The sequence below is a fragment of the Kitasatospora sp. NPDC088548 genome, assembly GCF_044753005.1.
Classification (GTDB): domain Bacteria; phylum Actinomycetota; class Actinomycetes; order Streptomycetales; family Streptomycetaceae; genus Kitasatospora.
This window is the reverse complement of the sequence record NZ_JBIVMI010000040.1, coordinates 1-25,242: the sequence shown is the minus strand read 5'-3', so window position 1 is coordinate 25,242 and position 25,242 is coordinate 1. Positions and strand designations below refer to the sequence as shown.

General features: G+C 72.9%; 17 protein-coding genes and 2 pseudogenes. 11 read left to right on the top strand and 8 right to left on the bottom strand.

The window, feature by feature from the left end:
• Positions 1–180 precede the first annotated feature (180 nt).
• The 8 genes from ACIP82_RS34630 to ACIP82_RS34595 all read left to right on the top strand — a co-directional run bounded on the left by ACIP82_RS34630 (position 181) and on the right by ACIP82_RS34595 (position 14,439).
• Positions 181–1,905, top strand: a complete 1,725-nt coding sequence (locus ACIP82_RS34630; protein WP_400659238.1) for a condensation domain-containing protein — start codon at positions 181–183, stop codon at positions 1,903–1,905.
• Between the two features lie 191 nt (positions 1,906–2,096).
• Positions 2,097–6,047, top strand: coding sequence for an amino acid adenylation domain-containing protein (locus ACIP82_RS34625; protein ID WP_400659236.1), 3,951 nt, complete (start codon positions 2,097–2,099; stop codon positions 6,045–6,047).
• A complete protein-coding gene (locus ACIP82_RS34620; protein ID WP_400659234.1) occupies positions 6,044–9,217 on the top strand; it encodes an amino acid adenylation domain-containing protein in 3,174 nt (1,057 codons plus the stop codon). Before ACIP82_RS34625 ends, ACIP82_RS34620 begins: the two co-directional genes overlap by 4 nt.
• Positions 9,217–9,633, top strand: a complete 417-nt coding sequence (locus ACIP82_RS34615) for a nuclear transport factor 2 family protein (protein WP_400659232.1) — start codon at positions 9,217–9,219, stop codon at positions 9,631–9,633. Before ACIP82_RS34620 ends, ACIP82_RS34615 begins: the two co-directional genes overlap by 1 nt.
• Positions 9,634–9,667: 34 nt before the next feature.
• On the top strand, positions 9,668–10,408 hold the full coding sequence (locus tag ACIP82_RS34610) for a hypothetical protein (protein WP_363609447.1): 741 nt from the start codon (positions 9,668–9,670) through the stop codon (positions 10,406–10,408).
• Positions 10,405–12,309 carry an amino acid adenylation domain-containing protein gene (locus tag ACIP82_RS34605; protein WP_400659230.1) on the top strand — a complete coding sequence of 635 codons (1,905 nt, stop codon included), beginning with the start codon at positions 10,405–10,407 and terminating at the stop codon, positions 12,307–12,309. The genes ACIP82_RS34610 and ACIP82_RS34605 overlap by 4 nt, the downstream gene beginning before the upstream one ends.
• A complete protein-coding gene (locus ACIP82_RS34600) occupies positions 12,306–13,541 on the top strand; it encodes a cytochrome P450 (RefSeq protein WP_400659228.1) in 1,236 nt (411 codons plus the stop codon). The genes ACIP82_RS34605 and ACIP82_RS34600 overlap by 4 nt, the downstream gene beginning before the upstream one ends.
• 121 nt (positions 13,542–13,662) lie before the next feature.
• The gene (locus ACIP82_RS34595) at positions 13,663–14,439 is read left to right on the top strand and encodes a thioesterase domain-containing protein (RefSeq protein WP_363609441.1); all 777 of its coding nucleotides are present in this window, start codon (positions 13,663–13,665) and stop codon (positions 14,437–14,439) included.
• A 175-nt stretch (positions 14,440–14,614) separates the two neighbouring features.
• On the opposite strand, the gene ACIP82_RS34590 is transcribed toward ACIP82_RS34595, so the two are convergent.
• The 4 genes from ACIP82_RS34590 to ACIP82_RS34575 all read right to left on the bottom strand — a co-directional run bounded on the left by ACIP82_RS34590 (position 14,615) and on the right by ACIP82_RS34575 (position 19,124).
• Positions 14,615–16,447 carry a stealth conserved region 3 domain-containing protein gene (locus ACIP82_RS34590; RefSeq protein ID WP_400659225.1) on the bottom strand — a complete coding sequence of 611 codons (1,833 nt, stop codon included), beginning with the start codon at positions 16,445–16,447 and terminating at the stop codon, positions 14,615–14,617.
• Positions 16,448–16,701: 254 nt separating this feature from the next.
• Complete coding sequence (locus ACIP82_RS34585) at positions 16,702–17,253, bottom strand: GNAT family protein (protein WP_363609437.1); 552 nt, start codon at positions 17,251–17,253, stop codon at positions 16,702–16,704.
• Positions 17,250–18,257: a GlxA family transcriptional regulator gene (locus ACIP82_RS34580; RefSeq protein ID WP_400659223.1), complete on the bottom strand. Its 1,008-nt coding sequence runs from the start codon at positions 18,255–18,257 to the stop codon at positions 17,250–17,252. The genes ACIP82_RS34585 and ACIP82_RS34580 overlap by 4 nt, the downstream gene beginning before the upstream one ends.
• Positions 18,258–18,305: 48 nt before the next feature.
• On the bottom strand, positions 18,306–19,124 hold the full coding sequence (locus tag ACIP82_RS34575; RefSeq protein WP_400659221.1) for a S1 family peptidase: 819 nt from the start codon (positions 19,122–19,124) through the stop codon (positions 18,306–18,308).
• Positions 19,125–19,284: 160 nt separating this feature from the next.
• Between ACIP82_RS34575 and ACIP82_RS34570 the strand changes: the two genes are divergently transcribed.
• Positions 19,285–20,376 (top strand): GlxA family transcriptional regulator, encoded by a 1,092-nt coding sequence (locus ACIP82_RS34570; RefSeq protein WP_400659219.1) that lies wholly within the window; start codon positions 19,285–19,287, stop codon positions 20,374–20,376.
• A gap of 8 nt (positions 20,377–20,384) precedes the next feature.
• Here the strand turns inward: ACIP82_RS34570 and ACIP82_RS34565 are convergent, their stop codons facing one another.
• The gene (locus ACIP82_RS34565; RefSeq protein ID WP_400659217.1) at positions 20,385–20,891 is read right to left on the bottom strand and encodes a class F sortase; all 507 of its coding nucleotides are present in this window, start codon (positions 20,889–20,891) and stop codon (positions 20,385–20,387) included.
• A 497-nt stretch (positions 20,892–21,388) separates the two neighbouring features.
• Between ACIP82_RS34565 and ACIP82_RS34560 the strand changes: the two genes are divergently transcribed.
• Both ACIP82_RS34560 and ACIP82_RS34555 read left to right on the top strand, forming a co-directional pair.
• Positions 21,389–22,081, top strand: a complete 693-nt coding sequence (locus ACIP82_RS34560; RefSeq protein WP_400659215.1) for a hypothetical protein — start codon at positions 21,389–21,391, stop codon at positions 22,079–22,081.
• A 246-nt stretch (positions 22,082–22,327) separates the two neighbouring features.
• Positions 22,328–23,956, top strand: a pseudogene (locus tag ACIP82_RS34555) (glycoside hydrolase family 1 protein).
• A gap of 9 nt (positions 23,957–23,965) precedes the next feature.
• Here the strand turns inward: ACIP82_RS34555 and ACIP82_RS34550 are convergent.
• The 3 genes and pseudogenes from ACIP82_RS34550 to ACIP82_RS34540 all read right to left on the bottom strand — a co-directional run.
• Positions 23,966–24,230 (bottom strand): annotated as a pseudogene (locus ACIP82_RS34550) (transposase); the annotation flags it as partial.
• A 10-nt stretch (positions 24,231–24,240) separates the two neighbouring features.
• Positions 24,241–24,534, bottom strand: coding sequence for a hypothetical protein (locus ACIP82_RS34545; RefSeq protein ID WP_400659213.1), 294 nt, complete (start codon positions 24,532–24,534; stop codon positions 24,241–24,243).
• 32 nt (positions 24,535–24,566) lie between these two features.
• The gene (locus ACIP82_RS34540) at positions 24,567–25,082 is read right to left on the bottom strand and encodes a group II intron maturase-specific domain-containing protein (protein ID WP_400659211.1); all 516 of its coding nucleotides are present in this window, start codon (positions 25,080–25,082) and stop codon (positions 24,567–24,569) included.
• Between the last annotated feature and the right edge of the window lie 160 nt (positions 25,083–25,242).

Sequence of the window (25,242 nt, the reverse complement as noted above, 5' to 3'; positions counted from 1 at the left end):
CATAAGTTCCCTGGTTGATCGGCGTAAAGATCCCTTGACGCCCCCTTTCCCCCCTCTTGATCTTGCGGAGCGGGACGAGCGTCACCTAGCATCCGCCGTACTGTTCGCAAAGTGGCGAATCAGCGAGGGGATTTCCATGTCGTCGAAAGTTCCCCGATCGCCGTGAAAGGTGGACCCGTCATGCCTGGCCCCGATCGGCACGTGAACGCTCCGGCAGTACTGTCGTTCGCGCAGCAACGACTGTGGTTCCTCGACCAGTTGCGGCCGGGCCGGCCGGACCACAACGTCCCGACCGCGGTTCGCCTGCGGGGCCGGCTGGAACAAGCGGCGCTCGTGCGGGCGCTGACCGAAGTCGTGCGACGCCACGAGGTGTTGCGCAGCAGACTCGTCGTCGTACACGACAGCCCGTACCAAGTCACGGAGCCGGACGAGACGTTCGTGCCGGCGATCACCGATCTGACGCACTTACCGGCGGCGCGGGCGCGGGAACGGGCCCACGAGCTGGTGGCCGCCGACGCGGCGGTCCCGTTCGACCTCGGAGCCGCGCCGATGCTGCGGGCCCGGCTGATCCGAACCGCCCAGGACGACCACCTGTTGCTGCTGGTGATCCATCACATCGCCTGTGACGGCTGGTCGCTGTCGGTGCTGTGGCAGGAGTTCTCCGCCGCGTACCGGGCCGCCCTCGACGACCGGCCGGCCGCCTTGCCGGAACTGCCCGTCCAGTACGCGGACTTCGCCGACTGGCAACGGAGCCACCAGGCCGGCGCGGCACTGAACGACCAACTCGCCTACTGGCGTGAGCGGCTGGCCGACCGGAGCCCTGTGGCGTTCCCGACGGACCGGCCCCGCCCCGCGCTCTGGTCGGGCCGGGGCGACCAGGTCGGGATCGAGATCCCCGCAGAGCTCACGGACCGGATCCGGGCGCTGGGGCGCACCCACGAGGTGACGCCGTTCATGACGCTGCTGGCCGCCTTCCAGGTCCTGCTCGCGCGCTGCACGGGACAGCCCGACGTGCCGGTGGGGACACCGATCTCCGGGCGGACCCGGATCGAGGTGGAGCCACTGATCGGCTTCTTCGTCAACACGCTCGTCCTGCGTACCGACCTGTCGGACGACCCCGGCTTCACCGACGTGCTCGCCCGCGTACGGCGACACGCGGTGGAGGCCTACGCCCATCAGGACGTTCCCTTCGAGCGGCTGGTGGAGGAGCTGCGGCCCGAACGCGACCTCGGCCAGCACCCGTTGTTCACGGTCATGTTCCAGCTGGACGAGCCGTCCGCGCTCCCGGCCGGCCTTCCGGGGCTTGAGGTGAGTGCCCATCAGGTCCCCAACACCGTGGTGAAGTTCGATGTCGAGGTCGCCATGACGGACTGCGGTGATCACTTCACCGGCGTGGTCCGCTATGCCGCCGATCTGTTCGCTCCCGAGACGATGCGGCAGCTCGCCCAGGACTTCCGTTCGCTGCTCGACCACCTCGTCGACAGCCCCGAGCGGCCGATTTCGGCGTGGCAGCCCCCGCTCGGCGTCCGCGTGAGCCGGTTCGGTCCCGCGGCACGGCCCGACGCCCCGGAGCCCGATGCCGGGCAGGCCGGGCAGACCGGGCAGACCGGTGCTCCCTCCACCGAGACCGAGCTTCTGGTGCTGGAGACCTGGGCCGAGGTGCTCGGTGTCACCCCGGAGGGCGTGCACAGCGACTTCTTCGAGCTGGGCGGGCATTCGCTGCTCGCGTCGAAGATCATGTCCCGCCTCGGGCGGGCGCTCGACCTCGAACTGCCGGTCGCCCTGCTCTTCTACCACCCGACCGTCGCCGAGCTGGCCGACGGCATCGACGCGGCGCTGCTGGCGGACCTCGGCGCCGCCGCCGAAACGGCACCGCTTCCCGCCGGAAAGGTCCAGCAGCCGTGAAGGCGCAGCACAGTCGACCCGGGCCGGACGAGCCGGCCGGCTCCGTGCCGGCCACCGCACGGGCGCTGCTCGACCAGCGCGTACGCGCGGCCCGGAGAAGGGCCGCCGAGGGCCGCACGGGAGCCACGGGAGTTGCGGGAGATGCGGGAGTTACGGGAGACGCCGTCCCGCCCCGCCCCGAGGGCGCCCAGGTGGCGTCGTTCACCCAGGAACGCATGTGGCTGGTCGAGCGGCTGTCCGACGGCCCCGCGCTGTACAACGTCCACGAGGTCTTCCGGCTGCGCGGCCCGCTGGACGTGGCCGCCCTCGGCCACGGCCTCACCGATCTGGTGCGGCGGCACGAAGTCCTGCGCACCGTCTTTCCCGAGCAGGACGGGCGCCCCCGGCCCTCGGTCTCGCCGGTCCGGCCGATCGAACTGCCCGTCACGGACCTGCGGTCCGAGCCCGCGGAACTCCGGACGCGGCGGGCCCTCGATCTCGTTCACACCGAGATCCTGCGCCCGTTCGACCTGACCGCCGCCCCGCTGCTGCGCGCCTCGCTGCTGCGGATGGACGAGAACGACCACGTCCTGGTGGTGGTGGTCCACCACATCGCGGTCGACGGCTGGTCGATGCCGCTGCTGTGGGACGACCTGTCCACGATGTACCGGAGCCGGCTGGAAGGCCGGGAGCACGAGCTGCCGCCCCTGCCGATCCAGTACGCGGATTTCGCCCACTGGCAGCGGAACCGGCTCTCCGGTGACCGCCTGCGAAGCCAACTGGACTACTGGAAAACACAGTTGACCGGCCTTTCGCCGCTGGACCTGCCCACCGACCGGCCCCGCGGGCCGGTCCGCTCGGGCCGGGGCGAGCGGATCACCTTCACGGTGCCCGAAGAGCTGGCCGAGCGGTTGCGACGGGTGGGCCGGCGGCACGGCGCGACGATGTTCATGACGCTCCTCGCCGCGTTCCAGGCCCTGCTCGCCCGCTGCAGCGGACAGTCCGACGTGGCGGTCGGCACACCGGTCGCGGGCCGGACCAGGCCTGAACTCGATCCGCTGGTGGGCTCGTTCATCAACACCCTGGTCATCCGCACCGACCTCGCGGACGACCCCGGCTTCTCCGATCTGCTCGACCGGGTCCGCCGGACCTCCGTGGACGCCTACGCGCACCAGGACGTGCCGTTCGAACGGCTGGTGCAGGAGCTGCGGCCGGAGCGCGGCCTTGACCGCAATCCGCTGTTCCAGGTGATGTTCGCGGGCCTGTCCGACCCGGCCGCCGCCCTGCGGCTGGCGGGGGCGGAGGCCGAACAGATCGACGTCGACAACGGCACGGCCAAGGTCGATCTCAGCCTGGTGGTGGCCGACCGGCCGACCGGGACGACCGGCACCGTGGCCTTCGACACCGATCTCTTCGACCGCGCGACCGTGGAACGTCTGGTCGGCCACTACCTGCGGCTGCTGGACAGCGCGTCGAGCGATCCCGGCCGTCCCGTCTCGCGCCTGGACCTGCTCACCGATGCCGAGCGCGAGGGGCTGCTGGTGGCGGCCAACGCCACCGACGAGCCCTTCCCCTCGGACCTCTGTGTGCACGAGCTGGTCGAGGAGCGGGCCCGGCTGACCCCCGACGCGGTGGCGGTCCGCTGTGGCGCCCACCGCCTGACCTACCGGGAACTCGACCGTCGGGCCAACCAGTTGGCCCGCCATCTACGGGCCAGGGGCGCGGGCCCGGAACGCCTGGTCGGCGTCTGCCTGCCGCGCTCGGCGGACCTGGTCGTGGCCCTGCTGGCGGTCCTCAAGTCCGGCGCCGCCTACCTGCCGCTGGACCCGGATCTCCCGGCCCGACGCATGTCGTTCATGCTCGCCGACGCCGAGGTGCCGCTGCTGCTCACCCAGCGGTCCCTGAGCGACCGGCTCCCGCGGAACAGCGCCGCGACCGTCTGGATGGACGCCGAGGCACGGCTCATCGCGGCCCTGCCCGAGGACCGGCTGCCAGCACTGGCGACGCCGGCCGGCCTCGCGTACTCGATCTACACCTCCGGTTCGACCGGCCGCCCCAAGGCCGTGCTGGTCCCGCACGAGGGCGTGGTCAACTACCTGGTGGTCCGCGGCCGGCAACTGGACCTCAGCGGGGCCGATGTCGTCGCCTCGGTGGCCTCGATCTCCTTCGACGTCATCGTTCCCCAGGTGCTCATGCCCCTGGCCTGGGGCGCGAGCGTGGTGATCGCCCCGTCGGAGGTCGCGGTCGACGGGCCGCGCCTCACGGAGATGATGCGCGAGTTCGGCGTCACCACGCTCATGGCCACACCGGCCACCTGGCTGCTGCTGCTGGACAGCGGCTGGAAGGGCGGCAGCCGCTTCCAGGCGATCTGTGTGGGTGAGCCGCTCCAGCCACGGCTCGCCCGGCGGCTGCTCGACGTGGTTCCCACGCTGTGGAACGGCTACGGCCCCACCGAGGCGTCCGTCGGCTGTGTCACCCGGCGGGTGGACGCCGAACGGGATCTGGGCCGGCCGGGCGGGTCGGTGCCCATCGGCCGCCCGCTCGGCAACCTCCGGATCTACCTGCTGGACCGGGCCGGGGCCCCGGTGCCCGTCGGCGTGCCGGGTGAGATCCACATCGGCGGGGTCGGCGTCACCCGGGGGTACGCCAACCGGCCGGGACTGACCGCCGAACGGTTCGTCCCCGATCCGTTCGGCGGCGACGGCGGACGGCTGTACCGGACCGGTGACCTGGCCCGGTATCTGCCGGACGGCAACCTCGTCTTCCTCGGCCGGACCGACGAACAGGTGAAGATCCGGGGATACCGCATCGAGCTGGGCGAGATCGAGGCCGCGTTGTGCGCGCGGCCCGGTGTCGCCAGGGCGGCGGTGACGGTACGGGGCAGCGGGACCGACGCCGAACTGGCCGGCTACGTGGTGTGGCAGGACCGGCCCGGCGACCCGGCGGCCCTGCGGCGCTCGCTGCGCGAGACCCTGCCGGAGTTCATGGTGCCCGCGACGCTGACCGTCCTCGACCGGATCCCGTTGACCACCAACGGAAAGGTGGATCGCGCGGCCCTGCCCGCGCCCGCCCGCCGCGGTCCCGAGGAGGGCGTGCTGCCGCCGCGGGACCGGCTGGAACTGCTGATGACCAGGATCTGGGGGCGGGTGCTGAGCATCCCGCGGGTCGGCGTGCGGGACAACTTCTTCGAGCTGGGCGGACATTCGCTCAGGGCGGTCGAGCTCGTCGAGGCGATCCGGCGGGAGTGGGGCGTCACCGTGCCGCTGAACACGGTGTTCCGTCATCCCACCGTCGAGGGCCTGTGCGCGGAACTGCCCACCGCGTCGGCGGCGCTGCGGCGGCTCGTGGTTCCGCTGGTCGAAGGAGACCGACGCGGGGCGCCGCTGATCCTGGTGCATCCGCAGAGCGGTGACGTGTGCTCCTTCCTACACCTGGCCGAACACCTCACGGCCGGACACCTCACGGCCGGGCGGCCCGTCTACGGCCTGGAGGCCGTCGGCTACAACACCGACGAACAGCCGCCGGCCACCGTCGAGGAGCAGGCCGAGCGCTACCTGCGGGAGCTGCGGGCCGTGCTGCCCGACGGCCCGTACCTGTTGGCCGGCTGGTCCTTCGGCGGGCTGGTCGCCTTCGAGATGGCCCGTCTGCTGGAGGAGCGGGGGCACCCACCGGGGTTCCTCGGGATCATCGACGTCGGAGCGCCCGGCTCCATGGGCCCGTCCGGCGACCGTGACACGAGCGAGGCCACCCGGTTCGCGATCGCCTCCGGGCCGCCGGCCCACGCCGTCGACGAACGGGACGACCTCGACGAGCGGGACGCCATCGCGCTGCTGCTCCACGACGCACACGTCCGCGAGCTGCTTCCCGCGCGGGTGCGGACCGAGCAACTGCGGCGCATGGTGCGGGTCTTCACCGCCAACGGCGAAGCCGCCGGCCGCTACCGCTCAACGGCGCGGCTGCGTACGGCGATCCACCTGTTCACGAGCGCCGAGACCCACCCCACGCTCGGCAGCCCGGTGGTGGTTCCCGCGCTCTGGCAGGAACACACCCAGGGGGCGCTGAGCGTGGTCGAGGTACCCGGCAACCACCACGACATGCTGTCGCCACCGCACGTCGCGTCCTTCGCCGGCGCGCTCTCGGCGATCCTGGAGGAACTCGGATGAGCCACGGACACGAGCTGCCGTTGTCGTCGGCGCAGTCCGGCATCTGGTACGCCCACCATCTGCGCCCCGGCAGCCCCGCCTACAACACCGGCGAGTACCTGGACATCCCCGGGCCGGTCGACGCGGAGCTGTTCGAGGCGGCGCTGCGGCGCGTGGTGGACGAGACCGAGTCGCTGCGCGTCCGCTTCACCGACGGCGCCCAGGGCCCCCGGCAGGTCGTCACCCCGTCGCCCGACTGGTCGCTGCACCGGGCCGACCTCACCTCGGCACCCGATCCGCTGCGGGCGGCCGAGCGGTGGATGCGCACCGACCTGGCCACCCCGGTCGGGCTCACCCGCGACCCGCTGTTCCGCCAGGCCCTGTTCAGGATCGCGCCGGACCGCTTCCTCTGGTACCAGCGCGTCCACCACATCGTGGTCGACGGCTTCAGCATGTCGCTCATCGCGCGCCGCGTCGCCAGGACCTACACCAGGCTGGTCGAGGGCAGGGCCGGCGCAGGACCGGCCTTCGGACCGCTGAGCCTGCTGCTGGCGCACGACGCGGCCTACCACGCGTCGGAACAGCCCCGACTGGACCGGGAGTTCTGGGCGGACCGGCTGGCCGGCCGACCGGACCCGGTCAGCCTCGCCAGCCGGTCGGCGCCGGTCTCGGACGGCTTCCTGCGTCGTACCGGCAGCCTCTCCGCGCCCACCGTGGCCGCGTTGCGGCGGGCCGCACGACCCGCCGGAGCGAGCTGGCCCACCGCCTTCATCGCGACGGTCGCCGCGTACCTCCACCGCCTCAGCGGCGAACGGGACGTCGTGCTCAGCATGCCGGTGACCGGGCGCACGGGATCCTCCGCGCCGGCCGTCCCCGGCATGGTGGCGAACGTGGTACCGCTGCGGCTGCGCGTGCGCCCGGACCAGGGCCTGTCCGCGCTCGTCCGGCAGGCGACCGAGGAGATCGGCGCCCTGCGCCCGCACCAGCGCCACCGCAGCGAGGACCTGCGCAGGGAGCTGGACCCGGCACGGTCGGAGCGGGTCCTGTTCGGCCCCGTCGCCAACATCATGTCCTTCTACTACCACCTGGACTTCGCGGGCGTACGGGCCACCGCGCACAACCTGTCCAACGGGCCGGTCGAGGATCTTTCGTTCTCCGTCTACGACCGGTCCGACGGCACCGAGCCCCGGTTCGACCTCGACGCGAACCCCGCGCTCTACTCCGAGGCCGAACTCACCGCCCACCAGCGGCGGTTCCTGCGTTTCCTGGACTCGGTCACCGCCGATCCGGACCAGCCGGTCGGCGGGCCGGACATCCTCACCGCCGAGGAACGGCACCGGACGGTCGTGGCGGGCAACCGCACCACGCGTCCGCTGCCGCACCCGACGGTGCCGCTGGCCTTCGCCGCCGAGGTCGCGCGCACCCCCGGTGCGCCCGCCGTGGTGTCCGGGGAAACCACCCTGACCTACGCCGAGTTGAACGCCCGGGCCAACCGACTGGCCCACCGGCTGGTGTCGATGGGGGTCCGCTGCGACAGCACGGTGGCCGTGCTCATGGAACGCTCCGCCGACGTGGTGGTGGCGGTCCTGGCGATCAGCAAGGCCGGCGGCGCCTACGTACCGCTGGACGCCCGGTCCCCGGTGGCCCGCCTGCGGCACGTCATGGCCGGGACCGGGGCGGCGGTGCTGCTCACCCATCGAGCCACCCAGGACCACGAGCTGACCCGCGGCACACCGGGTGTCGTCGTCGACGCCGACCCCGGCCTCGCCGGAGAGCCGGCCACCGACCCCGTCGTACCGCTGCGCCCGGACCACCTGGCATGCGTCCTGTACACCTCGGGGTCCACGGGCACACCGAAGGGCGTGGCCCTGAGCCACCGCAATGTCGTCAGCCTGACCTCGCAGCGTTCCTGGCGGGGCGGGAGCGGCCCCCGGGTGCTCGCGCATTCCCCGCACGCCTTCGACGCCTCGACCTTCGAGTGGTGGGTGCCGCTGCTCAACGGGGGCCAGGTGGTCGTGGCCCCGCCCGGCGAACTGGCGCTCTCGGCCCTCCACCGGCTCATCGCCGATCACCGGGTCAGCGCGCTGTGGCTGACGGCCGGGCTGTTCCGGGTGTTCGCCGAGGAGTCCCCCGGCGCCCTGGCCCGGGTCGGCCAGGTGTGGACCGGCGGTGACATCGTGCCGGCCGACGCGGTTCGGCGGGTGCTGGAGCACTGTCCGGACTCCGTGGTGGTCGCCGGATACGGCCCGACCGAGGCCACCACGTTCACCACCCGCAGGGTGCTCCGCCCCGGTCGGGCCGTGCCCGACGTCGTGCCCATCGGCCGGCCGGTGGACAACAGACGTGTGTACGTCCTGGACGAGGCGCTGTCGCCGGTGCCACCGGGGGTGGCCGGTGTGCTGTACGTCGCCGGTGCCGGTGTGGCGCGCGGGTACCTGAACAACCCCCGCCTGACGGCCGGCCAGTTCGTACCGTGCCCGTTCGGCGAACCGGGCGGGCGGATGTACCGCACGGGCGACGTGGTCCGCTGGAACCCCGATGGCGAACTGGAGTTCCTCGGCCGGGCGGACGAGCAGGTCAAACTCCATGGTTTCCGCATCGAGCCGGGCGAGATCGAGGCCGTGCTCGCCGGGCATCCCGGGGTCGCCCAGGCGACCGTGGTCACCGGCACCAGCGGTTCGGACGACAAGCGCCTGATCGGCTACGTCGTCCCGGCCGGGGGCTCGGGGCTGGACCCGGCCTCGTTGCGGGAGCACGCCGCCGCGCTCCTGCCCGACTACATGGTGCCCTCGGTGATCGTCACGCTCGACGCCCTCCCCCTGACCCCCAGGGGGAAGATCGACCGGGCCGCGCTGCCCGCCGTGGACCTCGCACCGGCACCGTCCGGGCGAGGGCCGGGAAACCCGGCGGAGCAGGCGATGTGCGCGCTCTTCGCCGAGGTGCTCGGTCTCTCCCCGGTGGGCGTCGACGACGGTTTCTTCACGCTGGGCGGCAATTCCCTGCTCGCCACCCGGCTGATCAACCGGGTGCGGGTGCGGTTCGGCCGTGAACTCACCCTGGGCGCCCTGTTCCAGGCACCCACGCCGGCCCGGCTGGTCGAAGCGCTCGACGGCGCCCCGGACGCCGCGGCGGTACCGGATCTCGCCCCGCGAACCACCGCTCCGACAGCGATCACAGGAAGCACCTCGTAATGGTCCACACCCTCCCCCACCCCGACGGAACCCCGGCGGCCCAGGCGACACCGGCGCCCCAGGCGCTGGGGGTGTCCCAGATCCGCCGCTACTACCAGCTCGTCGACGCCGGAGACGTGCCCGCGCTGGTCGCCCTGTTCACCCCGGACGCGCGCTACCACCGGCCCGGGTACCGGCCCATGGTCGGGCATGCCGAACTGGAGCGCTTCTACCTCGACCAGCGGGTGATCCGTACCGGCGCGCACACCCTGGCCACCGTGGTCGCGACCGATGACGAGATAGCGGTGCACGGCCTGTTCCGCGGCGTACTGCACGACGGCGGCGAGGTCGAGCTGCGGTTCGCGGACTTCTTCCGGATGACGCCGCAGGGCCGCATCGCGGCACGGGACACCTTCTTCCACGTCCCGGCGGTCTGAGCCGGTGGACGCCCCCGGTGGCACCGCGAACCAGGTGATCCGTATCGACCGCCGCTACAACGGCCCACCCGACAGTGCCCACGGCGGCTACGCGTGCGGTCTCGTCGCGGCGCGGGCCCGCCGGATGCTGGCGACCGGCGGCGATCTCGTCGTCCAGCTGCACGCCCCGCCACCGCTGGACACCGGCCTCCGGACGGCCCGGAGCGGCAAGCGGGTCCATGTCTGGCACGGCGAGGAGCTCATCGCGACCGCGTCACCCCGGGCAGCCGTCGCGGGCCCGGTGGATTTCGTCCCGCCGGCCGTCGCGGAGCACGCCATGCGCCGCTACGAGGGGCACCGTTCCCACCCCTTCCCCACCTGCTTCGTCTGCGGTCCCGACCACCGGGACGGTCCGCGGCTGGCACCGGGCCCGGTGCCCGGCCCGGGGAACCGGGTCGCGTGCGTCTGGACACCGGACGCCGCCGACGGGGACGGGACCGGCGCCGTCACCGAGGAATCGGTGTGGGCCGTGCTGGACTGCCCGGGAGGCTGGACGCTCGACCCGCTCCGCGGCCCGCTGGTGCTCGGCCGGATGACGGCCCGCGTCTCGGCCCTTCCCCGTGTCGGCGAGGCCGTCGTCGTGGTCGGCCGCGGCGTACCCGGCGACGGCAGGGTCCTCACCTGCACCACCGCACTCTTCCGTCGCGACGGGACGGAGCTCGGCCGCGCCGTCGCGACCTGGGTGCGTTCGGCCCCGACGGGGACACCTCAGGACAGGAAAGTGGGAAGCAGTTGACCAGGACGGTCTTCACCTCCGGCACTCCCGGGTTCATCGGCAGCGGACGGCCGCCGTTCGACGCCCGGACCATTCATGAGCTGGTCGCCGAGCAGGCGGAGCGGGCTCCGCACGCGCCCGCGGTCACCTGCGACGGACAGACCCTGACCTATCGGCAGCTCAACGACCGTGCCAACCGGCTCGCCGGGCGGCTGCGAGCGGCCGGCCTGGCGCCGGAGGACGTCGTCGGCGTGCTGGTGCGACGGTCACCGGAGCTGATCGTGGCCCTGCTCGCCGTCCTCATCGCGGGCGGGGCGTACCTCGGACTCGAACCGGACGACCCGCCCGGCCGCCACGAGCTGCTGCTCAACGACGCCGACGCGGGCCTGGTGATCGCCGAAGAGGCGCTGCGGGACCGGATACCCGCCGGGGTCGTCGCGGTGGTGGAAGGCCCCGCGCCGGAACGGCCGGCCGCCGAGCCGACGGCCCCGGCCCCGGCCCTCCCGGAAAGCCCGGACGGCCCGGACAGCCCGGACCGGCTCGCCTACCTCAGCTACACCTCGGGCTCCACCGGCGAGCCCAAGGGCGTCGGCGTGCCCCATCGGGCGATCGACCGGCTCGTCCGGGGCGCGGACTGGATGGAGATCCGTTCCGGCGACGTCTTCTTCCACATCGCGCCGGTCGCGTTCGACGCGTCCACGCTGGAGATCTGGGCTCCCCTGGTCAACGGCTGCCGGCTGGTCCTCTTCCCCCCGGTCGCGATCACGCTGGAGCACGTGGCGCGCGTCGTCCGCGCCGAGCGCGTGACGGTGCTTCTGCTGACCACCGGCTTCTTCCACCAGATGGTGAGCTCCCACCCGGAGGCGTTCGCCGGTGTGCGTCACGTCCTCACCGGGGGTGACGTGGCCTCGCCGAGCCATGTCCAGCGGTTGCTGGCCAGGTACCCGGACCTGCTCTTCACCAACGGCTACGGGCCGACCGAGAACACCACGTACACGACCTGCTGGACCAGCAGTACCCTCACGGCGCTGCGGAGCGTGCCGATCGGCCGCCCGGTCAGCGGCACCAGGGTCGCCGTGCTCGACGGCGACCTCGAACCCGTGCCCGCCGGCGAGTGCGGCGAGCTGTACGCGGCCGGGGCGGGCCTGGCCCGCGGCTACCTGGGCCGCCCGGCCGCGACGGCCGAACGGTTCCTGCCCGATCCGTTCGGAACGGAGCCCGGGGCCAGGATGTACCGGACCGGCGACCTTGTGCGCTGGCTGCCGGACGGCACGCTGGAGTTCGTCGGACGCGCGGACGACCAGGTCAAGGTCCAGGGCTACCGCGCCGAACCGCGCACCGTCGAGGTCGAGCTGGAGCGGCTCGCCCAGGTGCGGCACGCGGTCGTGCTGCCGCAGGCCGACCCGGCGGGTGGCACCAGGCTGCTGGGGTACGTCGTGCCCACCGATCCGCAGCTGCCGGGTTCGGCCGACCTCGGCCGGCGGCTCCGCCACGAACTGCGGGGCAGACTGCCGGGATACCTGATTCCCTGGGCCATCCTGGTCCGTCCCGAGCTGCCGGTGAACCGCAACGGCAAGATCGACCGCCAGGCCCTGCCCACCGCCACCCGGGTGCCGCGCAACGTGGCCAACGAGTTCGTCGCACCCCTCACCCCGGTGCAGCTGCGGCTGGTCGAGCTGTGGGGCGACCTCCTCGGCGTCGAGCCGGTCGGGGTCGACGACGACTTCTTCGACCTCGGCGGGCACTCGCTGCTGGCCACCGACCTCCTGGTCGCCGTCCAGCGCGAGTTCGGCGTGGACATCCCCGCGCAGACCCTGTACCTGTCGCCGACCGTCGCGGAGCTGGCGACGGCCCTCGTCGCCCGGATGGAGACGCCGGGTACGACGCCGGGTACGGCGACGCGGGAGGAGCGGTCCCGATGACGGCGGTTCCCCCGACCACGCGATGCCCGGTCTCCGCACCACAGCAGGTCGATCTGATCGACCCCGGCCTCTACCACAGGGGCGGGGCCCACGAGTTGTGGCGACGGCTGCGCCGCGACGCTCCGGTGAGCCGGCAGGCGGCCGGCGACCTCGGCTACTGGTCGGTCGTCGGATACGCCGAGGCCAACCGGGTACTCCGCGACCACGAGGCGTTCACCTCCGAACAGGGCACCCTGCTCAACCTCCTCGGCAAGGGTGACCCCGCCGGCGGCAGGCAGATGGCGGTGACCGACCCGCCGCAGCACTCGCGTCTGCGCGGCCCGCTGCAACAGGCGCTGTCGATCAGGACGGTGGAGAACGACCGGGAGGCCGTCCGCGCCGTCGTCGTCGAGCTGCTCCGGCCGTTGGCCGACGGCGGGCCGTTCGACTTCGCCGCCGCGATGGCCGCCATGCCGATGGCGGTGATCGGCACGATGATGGCGCTGCCGGAGCAGGACTGGCCGCGCCTGGTCCGGCTCACCCACGCGTGCATCGCCGCGGACGACCCCGAGTTCCAGCTCGCCGCCGGACCACAGGCCACCCTCGTGACCGCCCACCGTGAGCTGTTCGCCTACTTCCAGGACGTCGTCACCCGGCGCCGGCGCTCGCCGGGTGACGATCTGATCAGCGTGCTGCTGACCATGGAGCTGGACGGACGGCGGCTGTCGCCGGGCGAGATCGTGTCCAACTGCTACAGCCTGCTGCTCGGCGCGGCCGTCACCACGGCCCAGCCACCGAACGCGGCGATGGCGGAGCTGGCCGGGACGGCGGTCCTCGACGACTGGGCGGCCCACCCGGAGCTGCTCAACGGCGGCGTGGAGGAAGCACTGCGATGGGCCTCGCCCACCCAGCACTTCATGCGCCACACCACCCGCGACGTCGAGGTCCGGGGGGTGCCGATCCCGGCGGGGGACGCGGTCGTCGTGTGGCTGGCGTCGGCCAACCGCGACGAGACCGTGTTCGCCGACCCGGACACCTTCGACATCCGGCGCCGGCCCAACAAGCACATCGCGTTCGGTGTGGGCTCGCACTACTGCATCGGCCACACCGTGGCACGGGTGACCTTGCGGATCCTGTTCACCGAACTGCTCGGCCGGTTCACCGGTTTCGAACTCGCCGGGACGCCCCGGCGCATGCGGTCGAACATCATCGCCGGCTTCACCCACCTGCCGATCACCGCGCGAGCCCGGTAGGCGCCGCCGCCCCAACCCCGGCCGCCCCAACCCCGGCCGGCTCCACCGCTGCCGGCTCACCGCTGCCGACACCGGCACAGCGAGCACCGGGAAGAAGCCCCCCCCTCACGGAAGGTCATCAGTGGACGCCCCAACGGCCCGTACCCGCAACAAGTGGTTCCTGCGCGAGCCCTCACCGGTGGCACCGGCGAGACTGTTCTGCCTGCCCTACTCCGGGTGCGGAGCGAGCATGTACCGCCACTGGCCGTCGACGGTCGACGGCGTCGAGATCTGCCCCGTGCAACTGCCCGGCCGGGAGAACCGGATGCGCGAGCCCGCCTACTCCACCTACGAGGCGATGGCCGACGACCTCGGCGAAGCGCTGCGGCCCTACCTGGACCGCCCCTACGCGCTGTTCGGGCACTGCGGCTCCGCGCTGGCCGCGTACGAGACGGCCGTACGGCTTGTCCAGCGGGGCTGCCCCGCCCCGGCCCGGGTGTTCGTCTCCGCCGAGGTGGCGCCGCAGGACGGCCCCTACGGCCGCTTCCTCGACCTGACCGACGACGAGCTGGCCGCCGAACTGCGCCAGCTCGTCGCGGAGTTGGGCGGCACCCTGGAGCCGAGCCTGCTGGAGCTCTACCTCGGCGTGCTGCGCAACGACGTCGACATGAACAAGCGGTATCACGTGGCCGAGCCGGTCCGGCTGCCGTGCCCCGTCACCGCCATCGGGTGGACCGGGGACACGGGCATTCCCCCGTCGCTCATGGCCGGCTGGTCGGCCTGCGGCCAAACGGCCTTCGAGCTCCTGGACGGAGGCCACTACCGCTTCATCGAGGCGCCGGGGGAACTGCTGGCCCTCCTGGTCGCGGATCTGGCGTCCGCCGGCTCCCGCACCCCCGACTCCGCACAGCCCGGCTGAGCACGACCTCGGTCCGGTCGGCGGCGGACCTTCCGGCGCACCTCCTCGCCGGAAGGTCCGCCGGTCTTCGCCAGGCCCGGATATCTGACGGCTACACCTTTCCCTCCGTCGAAGAGGTGCTCGAAGCGCGGCAGCCCATGAAGCGGCGGGCCGGGCCTCGGGTGCCGCGGGGCCGCTACGCCGGTCCGGCCCCGGGGTGCTCGAACGGCGAGGGGGCGGGGAAGTACGCCCGGAGGAAGGCGGTGACGGCCCGGTCCTGCTCGTCGGCGGGCACGTTGTCGCGCACGCCGTCGGCCAGGCACAGCACATCGGCCCACCGGTGGCCGTGCAGCTCGGGCAGGCGGGCGAGGTCCTCGGTGCTGTCGGTGACGAAGTAGCCGTCGACCAGCTCCCCCTCCACCGCGCGGCCGGTGGCGTGGGCGTAGTAGGTGCCCAGGGTGACCGGCGCGAGGTCGGCGGCCGAGCGGAAGGGCGAGGTGACGGTCGCCGCGAGCTCGGCGGCGAAGCGTTCGCCGGCCTCCGCCAGGACGCTGCGCCGCAGCGGGTACGGGACGTGCTTGAGCGTGCGGGGGTAGGTGCGGCCGGTGGCCTCGGTCAGCACGGCACGGGTGTTGTACTGCGCGCTGGCGTAGACGGTGTCGCTGAGATCGCCGCCGTCGGGCAGACTCCGGCCGGGCGGTATCACCCGGCTGTCGGGGAAGCAGAGCGGCAGGCCGTTGCCGAGGAAGAACTGCTGCGGGGCGAGCGGGCGGGCGAGGAACATGTCGTCGTTGAGGTAGAGGAAGTGCTCGGCGAGGCCGGGGACGAGGTGCAGGCGGCTCTCGATGGCGCGGGAGTTGAACACCGGCCCGGCGCCCGTTCCGGCGAACAGCTCACGGTGCGAGACGACGGTCAGGCCCGGCCCGGTGGCGTCCAGCCAGGCGGGGACCTGGTCGTCGGTGACGAGGAAGACCTGGCGGATCCACGGGGCGTACGCCGCTATCGAGCGCAGGCAGTAGCGCAGTTCGTCGCGGCTCCGGTAGCGCTGCTCGGTGTCGTCGGCCAGGCCCCGCGACCGGCCGGGGTGGTCCCCGCGGGCCGCGTCCCGGCGCCGGCGCCAGTCCGGGTCGTCGCCGTCGACCCAGGTGATGACGGCGTCGACGGGGAAGTCGACATCGTCGGGGAACACGGTGGCGAACGCGTCGACCAGCGGGTAGTCGCGGCCGGAGACGCTGGTGGTGGCGGTGGCGGCCAGCGACGGCAGCCACCATCCGAAGGAGGTCTGGTCGATCGAGGCGATCGCACCCGGGGACGGCGCGGCCGAGTCCCAGAACTCGACGTCGCAGCCCTCCTGCGCCCCGTACAGGAGGTCGCCGACCACGGCGGGCCGGTAGACGCGGATGCCCTTGACCCGGTCCGGCGGCGGGCCGGCCGGGTCCGGCTCGGCCGGGAGCTCGGACCCGGGGGCCTCGACGGCCTCGCCGGCTTCAGCGACCTCAACGGCTTCGGGGCCTTCGACGGCCGCGACCGTCTCGACGAGCTGCTCGGCCAGGGCGGTGGCGAGGGTCCGGCCGTGTTCGAGGAGATCGGCATAGACGGCCTGTCCGCCGAAGGCGGCGGACACCGCCTCCAGCACGGCCGCCCGGTCGCCGGGGGCGATCGCCAGGCGGTGGCGCGGCAGCGGGTCGGGCACCACCCCGTAGGCGATGCCCGCCGCCTCCAGCACATCGGCGACGTCGGCGAGGTTCCCGTCCCGGCACGCGGCCGGCATGAGCCCCTCCCGCACCACCGCCAGGTGGTCGCCGTGCCGAACCGTCCCGGGAAGACCGGCGAGCAGCTCGTCCTCCCGTATCCGCCGTCCGTCCACCGCCGGTTCCTCCGGACCGGTCCCCGGCTCGGGCTGCTCGGGCTGCTCGGGCTGCTCGGGCTCGGCCGCGGTGCCCGTCTCGGGACGCGCTACAGCCCATCGGCGGGCCAGCGCGGCGAGCGGGCGTCGCACGGAATGGGGAACGGCGTGACGAATGGACACGGAACGAAGACTCCCGGGGGGGGCAAACCACCGCAACGGCCCGGGCACGGGTAAAAGAAATCGGACCGTAAGAGCGCGAACCGTAAGAGCGTGCCACACCCCGCTGGGTGAACCCTGGGAGAATTCCCGGCACCGGCTGAGCGCGACGGCGCCCCCTCCGTCTCCTACCGGTGCGCCGCCGCCAGGCGCGAGCGGGCGCGGTCACCGAAGGACGACCGCGCCCGCCCCGCCCGGGACCAGGCAAGCCGCTTTTCTCAACCGCGAAGCAGGACGAGCTCGTTGTCCCGGCGCGCCGGGTCCGCGGCGGCGGGCACCGAGAAGCCCGTGCGCCGGAAACCGACCTTGGCGTACAGCGCCTCCGCGCGGGGGTTGTCCTCGTGCACGAAGAGCCGGACGCGTTCGATCCGTGGCTCGGGGAGTGACCACGACCACGCGAGCGCGGCCCGGAAAAGCTCCTCCGCGAGGCCGGTACCGCGCGCCTCCGGCTGGACGAACACCCCCACGAAGTGGGTCTGCGCCTGCTCCGGGACATCGTCGAAGAACGTCTCGACGCCCGCCCGCTCGACGAGCACCGAGACCGTGCCGAGCCAGCGCCCGTCCGCCGACTCGGCGACGAACTGCCGGGCCGTCCTCCCCTCGGCGGCTCCGGCGGCGCGCTCCTGCCAGAAGGCGTCGGGCTTCGCCGCGGCCTGCTCGTGGGTTTCGAGGAAGGCGAGATGCGCGAGCGGGTCCCGCAGTGCTTCCAGCCTGATCGCCTTGACCCTGCTCCAGTCCTCGTGCCGCACGGCCCTGATGATGTGGTTCATCCCCCGATCCTCACATCCGGCCCCGGCCCGGCCCCGACCGGACCGTCCGCCGCCGCGCGGGCCGCCCTGCGCCGGGAGCGGTAGGACCGGGGCGTGGTGCCCGTCAGCCGGGAGAAGTGCTGCCGCAGGCTCGCCGGGGACGTGAACCCGGCGAGGGCCGCCACCCGCTCCACCGGTTCGTCGGTGCCCTCCAGCAGCTCACACGCCCGCTCCAGCCGCCGTCGCAGCAGGTACTGCGGCGGGCTGACGCCGGCGTGCGCGCGGAAGCGGCGGACGAGGCTGCTGACGCTGATCCCGGCGTGCGCGGCGATGTCCGCGGGGGTCAGCGGGAGGTGCAGACGGGTCTCCAGCCACCGCAGGGTCGGCTCGATGCCGACGCTGTCCGCGATCTCCCGGTCGATGTCCTCCTGGACACGGTCCGCGTACGACAGCAGTGGGGTGAGGAGTTCCCGGGACGTCTCACCGGCGGTCCGCTCCCCGTGGTCCTGGGCCAGCAGGCGCAGGCAGACGTCCATGCCGCCGAAGATCCCGGCCGAGGTCAGGAAGGGGCCGTCGGCCACGGCCGAACCGACCGGGTCGACCTCGATCCGGGGGTGGCGCCGGGCCAGTTCCCCGGTGTGGCGCCAGCCGGTGGTGGCACGCCGGGCGTCGAGCAGGCCGGTGGCCGCCAGGGTGAACACACCCGTCCCCACCGCCCCGATCCGGCTCCCCCGCGCGGCGGCGGCCCGCAGTGCGGTGAGCACCGCCGCCGCGGGCTCGCCGTGGTAGCCGTCGTGACCGGGCACCAGCACGATGTCCGCGTCGGCGAGACCCTCCAGCCCCCAGGGAACGGTGATCCGCAGCGGGGCCGGCAGCCCCACCCCGGTGAACCCGGGACCGGCGCAGAGCCGCACCTCGTAGGCGACGCCCGGGCGGTCGCGGGCCGCCGCGCCGAACACCAGCCCCGGGGTGGTGAGGTGGTGTCCGGGCACCCCGTCGAGTACGAGAACGGCGATCACCGACATGCCTGGAACCTAACCGAGAGCCGGGCCCGGACCACATTCCGGCCCGCGTCAGCCGTGCTGGTGGACCGTCTTCCAGATCCAGCTCGCGTAGGCGGGAACGTTGGTGTAGAGGCCGGGGCCGGTGGAGCAGGCCGGGTCGGTGTCCCCGTCACCCGAGGTGGTCCCGATCAGCTCCCAGCGGCCGCCCCTGCCCTGCTGGATCTGCGGGCCGCCGGAGTCCCCGAAGCAGGCCATGCTGCCCGGCGTCCGGCTGACCGTGCAGAGCCTGGTCGCTCCCGCACGCCCGGGAGAGCACTCGTCGTCGGCCCCCCTGCGGGTGTCCAGCTCCTGGAGCCGGTCCGGGAACTCCGCCTTCGTGAGATCGGTCGTGTCGAGGACGGTGCCGAACCCGAGCAGCCGGGTCGGGGTGCCGGGCCGCCCCGGCTCCCCGGCGATCCTGATCGGCTTCTCCGCGACCGGGCGGGCCAGCCGGACGAGCGCGAGGTCGTTCTGGTTGGGGCTGCCCAGCCGGTAGCCGGGGTGGATCACCGTCCGGTCGATGGCGCGGACGGTGCCCCCGGACTTGCGCTGCGCGGAGCCGACGCGGACGGTCCCGTCCAGCTTCACCAGATCGGGGTCGACGCAGTGGGCCGCCGTCAGCACCCACTGCGGGTCGATCAGCGTTCCGCCGCACGGGGCGTCGTACACGTGGATGTCCGGGGCGCTCAGCGGGATCGACACCATGAACGGGTAACGCTCGGTGGAGTCCTGACCCTTGACGATGGCTCCGGCGCTGCCGGTCATGGCGGTGGCGCACACCGTCCCGGCGGCCAGGGCGACGGCGGCGACGCGCGCGGCACTGCGCGGCAGAGAGCTGGGCTTGAACACGGAAAACCCTTCGTTCGGATGAAACGGAAATACCTGAAACGGAAAGGACGAAGCCGGCTGCCGGGCGTCCCCTCGCTCCGGATCCGCGTACGACCCATCCTCCGCAGCCGGCCCGGCCGGAAAAAGCGGTCCCGATGTCACCCTCGGCTAAATTCTGGACATGTCAGTGATCGCTGTCCTCGCGCTCGACGGCGTGCCGGGCCATCAGCTCACCGGTCCGGGGCTCTCCTTCGGCACCGCCGTGCGCCACCACCCCCACGTCGCCTACGAGCTGTGGTACTGCACCGCCCCCGGCCTTCGGGCGACCGGCTCCCCGGCCCCGTTCCGGATCGACACACCCTGGGGCCTGGAGGGGCTGGAGGGCGCCGACACCGTCCTGCTGCCCGGGCACGACGGGTTCCGCGACGAACCGCCCGCCGAGGTCGTCGACGCGCTGCGGGCCGCCGCGGACCGGGGCAGCCGGATCGGCGCGATCGGCACCGGGACGTTCACCCTCGCCGCCACCGGTCTCCTGGACGGCCGGCGGGCCACCACCAGCCGCCGGCACGCCGCCGAGCTGGCGCGGCGCCACCCCCTGGTCGAGGTCGACCCGGAGGGTTCGGTCGTGGACGCGGATCCGTACTACAGCGCGGCGGGGGTGCTCGGCGGTCTCGATCTCTGCCTGCGGCTGATCACCCTGGATCACGGCAACCCGGTCGCCGTCGAGACCGAGCGGCAGATCTTCCTGCAGCTCCACCTGCCCGCCGGCCCCGCCGACGCCGGGGAAGCCGCGGTCCCTGCCGCCCGGGCGGACGCGGCGTACCGCGCGGTCACCCGGCCCGGAAGCGGCCTCGGGCCCACCACCCGGTGGATGGAGGCCCACCTCGACCGCCCGCTGACCCTGAACGACATCGCCGACCACGCGGGACTCACCGTCCGCAGCCTGACCCGGCGGTTCCGGGCCGAGACCGGGCTCACCCCGCTCCAGTACCTCCTGCGCGCCCGCATCCAGCTGGCGCAGCGTCTGCTGGAACGCGGAGACGAGCCGGTGGAGCGCATCGCCGCCCGCACCGGGCTGGGCACCCCCGCCAACCTTCGCCACCACTTCCAGCACCACACGGGCACCAGCCCCCGCACCTACCGCACCGCGTTCCGGTCCCTGGTCTCCACTCTGACCTGGGCGGACGGCCGGCAACCGGTCCAGGACACCCCGACGGCCCCGACGGCGACGTCACGGTCCGTCCGTGACTCCATCGCCGACGGGGCCCGGTAGCAGGGCCGCTACTTGGAGGAGACGAGGTGCGCGAAGGCGACCACGTTGTCCGTGTAGTCGTTGCGGGCCTTGTCGTAGGTCCCCCCGCAGGTGATCAGCCGCAGCTGGGCGTCAGGGCTGTCCCCGTACACGTCCTGGTCGGGAAACTGGTCCTTGGAGTAGCGACGGACGGCGTCGACGGAGAACGTCGCGACCACGCCGTCCGCGCGGGTGACGTCGACGGTGCTTCCCGGTGCGAGCTTGCGGAGCAGCAGGAACACCGCCGGTCCGGTCGTGGTGTCGACGTGGCCGACGACCACGGCGGTGCCGTTCTCGCCCGGCGCGGCACCGTCGCGGTACCAGCCGACAAGGTTCTCCTCCTCCGGCGGCGGGGCGGTGAGCGCACCCGAGGCGTCCAGGGTGAGTTCACCGAACGGTGCGTCCACGCCGATGGCGGGGATGCTGAGGCGGGTCGGCGGCGAGTACGGCAGCGCCGTCACGGTCTCCGGAGGAGAGACCTCCGGGGAAGAGACCACCGGGGAAGAGACCGGAGAAGAGGCCGCCGGGGGGCTGGGTTCCGGTGCCGGAGCGGTGGTGACCGCCAGCGACGAGACGACGGCCGGGGCCGGGGCCGGTGGTAGGGACGCGGCGCGGGGGGAGATGTCGTTGGCCCCATAGATCATGGAGAGGCCGAGAGCGAACATTCCGATGCCAGGACCGAGGAGCCAGCGTCTGCCGAAGCTCCGGGGTGCCCGCCGGCAGGGGTTGGCGTCCGGTGGTGCGGAACGGGACCTCATGGGGTGTATGCCCTTCCATGGAAGCCGGTCATCGTACGGAGGCCCGGCGCCTGCCGGTGCGGTCGCCGCTGCGGACGGTGACCGCACCGGCAGCGCCGAGCGGGGTCAGGTCAGATCGCGCTGCGGTTCGCCGCGCGACGACGCAGGGCGAACGCGCTGAAGCCGGCTCCGCCCAGCAGCAGGGCGGTGCCGCCCAGCAGGTCGGAACCGGGCGAGGCGAGGAAGCCGCCACCCGCGTGGACACCGCCGTGCGGACGCTCACCGCGCTCGCCGCCCCGGCCCTCCTCGCCACGGCCACCCTCACCACGGCCACTCTCACCACGGCCGCCCTCGCCACGGCCACCCTCGCCGCGACCTTCCTCGCCCCGGCCCTTCTCGTCACCACGGCCCTCCTCCCGGCCCTGGTCCGCGGTCACGAAGGAAGCCATGAACCCGCCACCCGCGTGAACCCCGCCACGGGGACGCTCACCGCGCTCGCCCCCACGGCCACCCTCGTGACGGCCACCCTCGTGACGACCGCCCTCGCCCCGGCCCTCGTGACGGCCACCCTCACCACGGCCCTCACCGCCCCGACCGCCCTCGTGACGACCGCCCTCACCACGGCCCTCACCGCCGCGACCCTCGTCACCACGGCCCTCACCGCCGCGACCCTCGTCACCACGGCCCTCACCGCCGCGACCCTCGTCACCACGGCCCTCGTCACCACGGCCCTCGCCGCGGCCCTCCTCGCCACGGCCGCCGCCCTTCTCGGAGGAAAAATTGCCCCTGCCGTCGGACCGGTGGCCGTCATCGGCGAACGCGGCGCCGGGCGCGGCCAGGATGAAGGACGCGGCGAGCGCCGCGCCGATAACAACGGTGCGTACAGAACGCATGAGCGTGTGTTCCTTTCAGTGCCACCGCGCGGAACCGACCGGGCGCCAGTTCGCTAGCTCGCAGTGAATGCTTATTCACCGTCAGTCGATAACGCGGTGACCGCCACTGGGGTGCACCCGGTAGGACCGCGGGGATCTGCCGTCCAGGTGACAGATCCCGCGTGCCGCGCCCGGCTCGCGGGCCCGGACGTGGTAAAGCGCGGGGCCGGGAGGGGGGGCATTCGGGTGGCGGCGGCCCGGTGCGGACGCGTTCTCGGCCCCCGCATCGGTGCTCTTCCGCTGCTGGCCCGCGCCGTCCTGGGCATGCATGGTGTCGGCGGCATCACCACCGGCGCCGTCGAAGCCGGCATCACCTCACCTCTTCAGGTGACCGAGCCCACCGAGGAGCACCCGACCGTGACCGACACCGCACCCCGGGCCGTCCCCGCCACCGCCTCCCCCGGCCACCCCGCTGCCGCGTTCCCCCGGGGTTTCCGCTGGGGCGCCGCCACCGCCGCCTACCAGATCGAGGGCGCGGTCGCCGAGGCCGGCCGTACCCCTCCATCTGGGACGCCTTCAGCCCCCCCGGACGGACCGCGAACGGCGACACCGCCGTCGACCACTTCCACCGCTTCCGCGAGGACGTCCGGCTGATGGCCCGCCTCGGCCTCACCTCCTACCGGTTCTCCCTCTCCTGGCCCCGTGTCCAGCCCACCGGCCGCGGCCCGGCGAACCCCCGGGGCCTCGACTCCTACCGGGCGCTGACCGACGAGCTCCTGGAGCACGGCATCACTCCGGCCGCCACGCTGTACCACTGGGACCTCCCCCAGGAGCTGGAGGACGCCGGCGGCTGGCCCGACCGGGACACGGCGAACCACTTCGCCGACTACGCCGCCCTGGCCGCCGGGGCGCTCGGCGACCGGGTCCCCACCTGGATCACCCTCAACGAACCCTGGTGCAGCGCCTTCCTCGGCTACGGATCGGGGGCCCACGCCCCCGGACGCACCGACGCCCTCCGCGCCGCGCCGCGCCGCGCCGCGCACCGCCTCAACCTGGGCCACGGCCGGGCGGTGCGGGCCCTGCGCGCGGCGCTGCCGGCCACCGCAGAGGTCGCCGTCTCGCTCAACCTGCACGCCGTCCGCCCGCTCACCGCCGGCTCCGACGACACGGAGGCGGCCCGCCGGGTCGACGCCGTCGGCAACCGGGTCTTCACCGGGCCGATGCTCGACGGCGGGTACCCCGACGACCTGCTGGCCGACACCGGCCACCTGGTCGACTGGGCCGCCCTCGTCCGCGCCGGGGACCTCGCCGACATCGCCCAGTCGGTCGACCTGCTCGGCCTCAACTACTACACGCCGACGGTGGTGTCCGCCGCCGTCCCGGGCGTGCGGCGCCCCCGCGGGGACGGCCACGGCGACGGCCCGCACAGCCCCTGGCCCGGCTGCGAGGGCGTCGGCTTCCACCGCGCCAACGACGACGTCACCGCGATGGGCTGGCCCATCGACGCCACCGGACTGTCCGACTCGCCGGTCTCCCTGCACCGACGCCACGGCCTGCCCCTGCTGGTCACCGAGAACGGGGCGGCCTTCGAGGACACCGTCGCCCCCGACGGCTCGGTCGACGACCCCCGGCGCATCCGCTACCTCGACCCAGCACCTGGGCGCGGTCTCCCGGGCCCTCGCCGCGGGCGCCGATGTCCGCGGCTACTACCTGTGGTCCCTGCTGGACAACTTCGAGTGGGCCCAGGCCCGTCGAACAGGCTGTCATCATAGCGAGGCCTTAACCCTGAGTTACCGCCCGCCCATGGAGCGTATTTGGTCGCGATCAAGGGGTGATCCTGTTGAGGTCTTTGGATCCAGATCATCGCGCCGCGAAGGTGGAGGCCGGCGAGGTAGCCGGCGGACGTCCTGTCGTAGCGGGTGGCGATGCCCCGCCAGGCCTTCAACTTGTTGATCGGGCGCTCGCCCCGCCTCGCGGCCTCCGCGATCGTGCCCTCCAGCAGGGCTTCGAAGACGCCCGCGTCACGCCATTGCCGGAAGCGATCGGAGACGGTTGACCACGCGCCGAACTCCGCCGGCATCTCCCGCCACTGCCCTCCGGTCCTGAACCGCCAGATCACGCCCCCGAACTGCTGCCGCAGTCGCTCCGGGTACGGGCCGTACTCGCCGATCGGCAGGTACGGCTCGATGAACTCCCATTCCTCATCCGTCAGTTGCACTCGCGTCACGCGACATGATCTACCTGATCAGGCGCAGCCCGCGGGTTCCGTGTTCCCAGGCGATGTCGACGACGGAGCCGAGCGGCTCGCGCAGGTGGACGGCGCCCTGGTGGTCCTGGTCGAGGAGCCAGGCGATGGCTGCGGACTTGACGTAGAGGTGGTCGGCGCTGGCCACGTCCCGGGCACGGCGCTCGCACACGTGCTGGCCGGTCGGGTCGGGGAAGTTGAGTCGGCCTGGAGCGCGGTGCAGCGGTTGCCCGCTGTCCGTTTCTCCAGGCCGCTCGCCGAACCCGGCGTGCCCGTTACCGAGCACCGGGCTCTCCACAGAGTCGCCGTGGGCGTGATTTAGACAGCCTGAGCCCAAGGGTTGGGGATGCGTTCGCCCCGGTAGCGGTACCGGATGATGGTGACCGCTGCCGGGTTGAACATCTCGATCCCGTCCGCCGCGATTGGCTTCCATGCCCCGGTGGGACCGGTGAGCCAACGACGAACGTCCTTCCACGCCCAACGATGCCGATGGCGCATCATCCGAACGATCCGCCACCAGATGAACTGGCGCAGATGTGCGAACGTCTGGCTTGCCACTGCATGCCGGAAGTAGGTGGTCCAGCCGCGCACGAGCCGATTGATGCGCTCAAGCACGTCCCTCAGGTCTTGCTGTGACGTCCTGGGGGTCATCATCCGGATCTTCGCCTTGACAGACTTGAACGGCCGGTCAGCGACGAAGGTGTAGACGTACCACTTATCCGTTCCCCTCTTGCGGCCCCACCGGATGTGGAACCCAAGAAAGTCGAACCCCTCCTCCATGTGCACTACCCTGGTCTTGGCCTCGGAGAGCCGTAGTCCCATGGGTTCGAGCACTTGGCTGATCTCCTCGCGCAGCCCTTCAACGCCGTCTGCAGAATCTCCCCTTAACAAGACGACGTGGTGAGTCGGCGGCGGGAATTGCACCCGCCGCCGCTCGCAGAACCGTGCGGGAGCCTCTCGGCTCACACGGCTCCCATCGTCCAGCCGTCAGGCT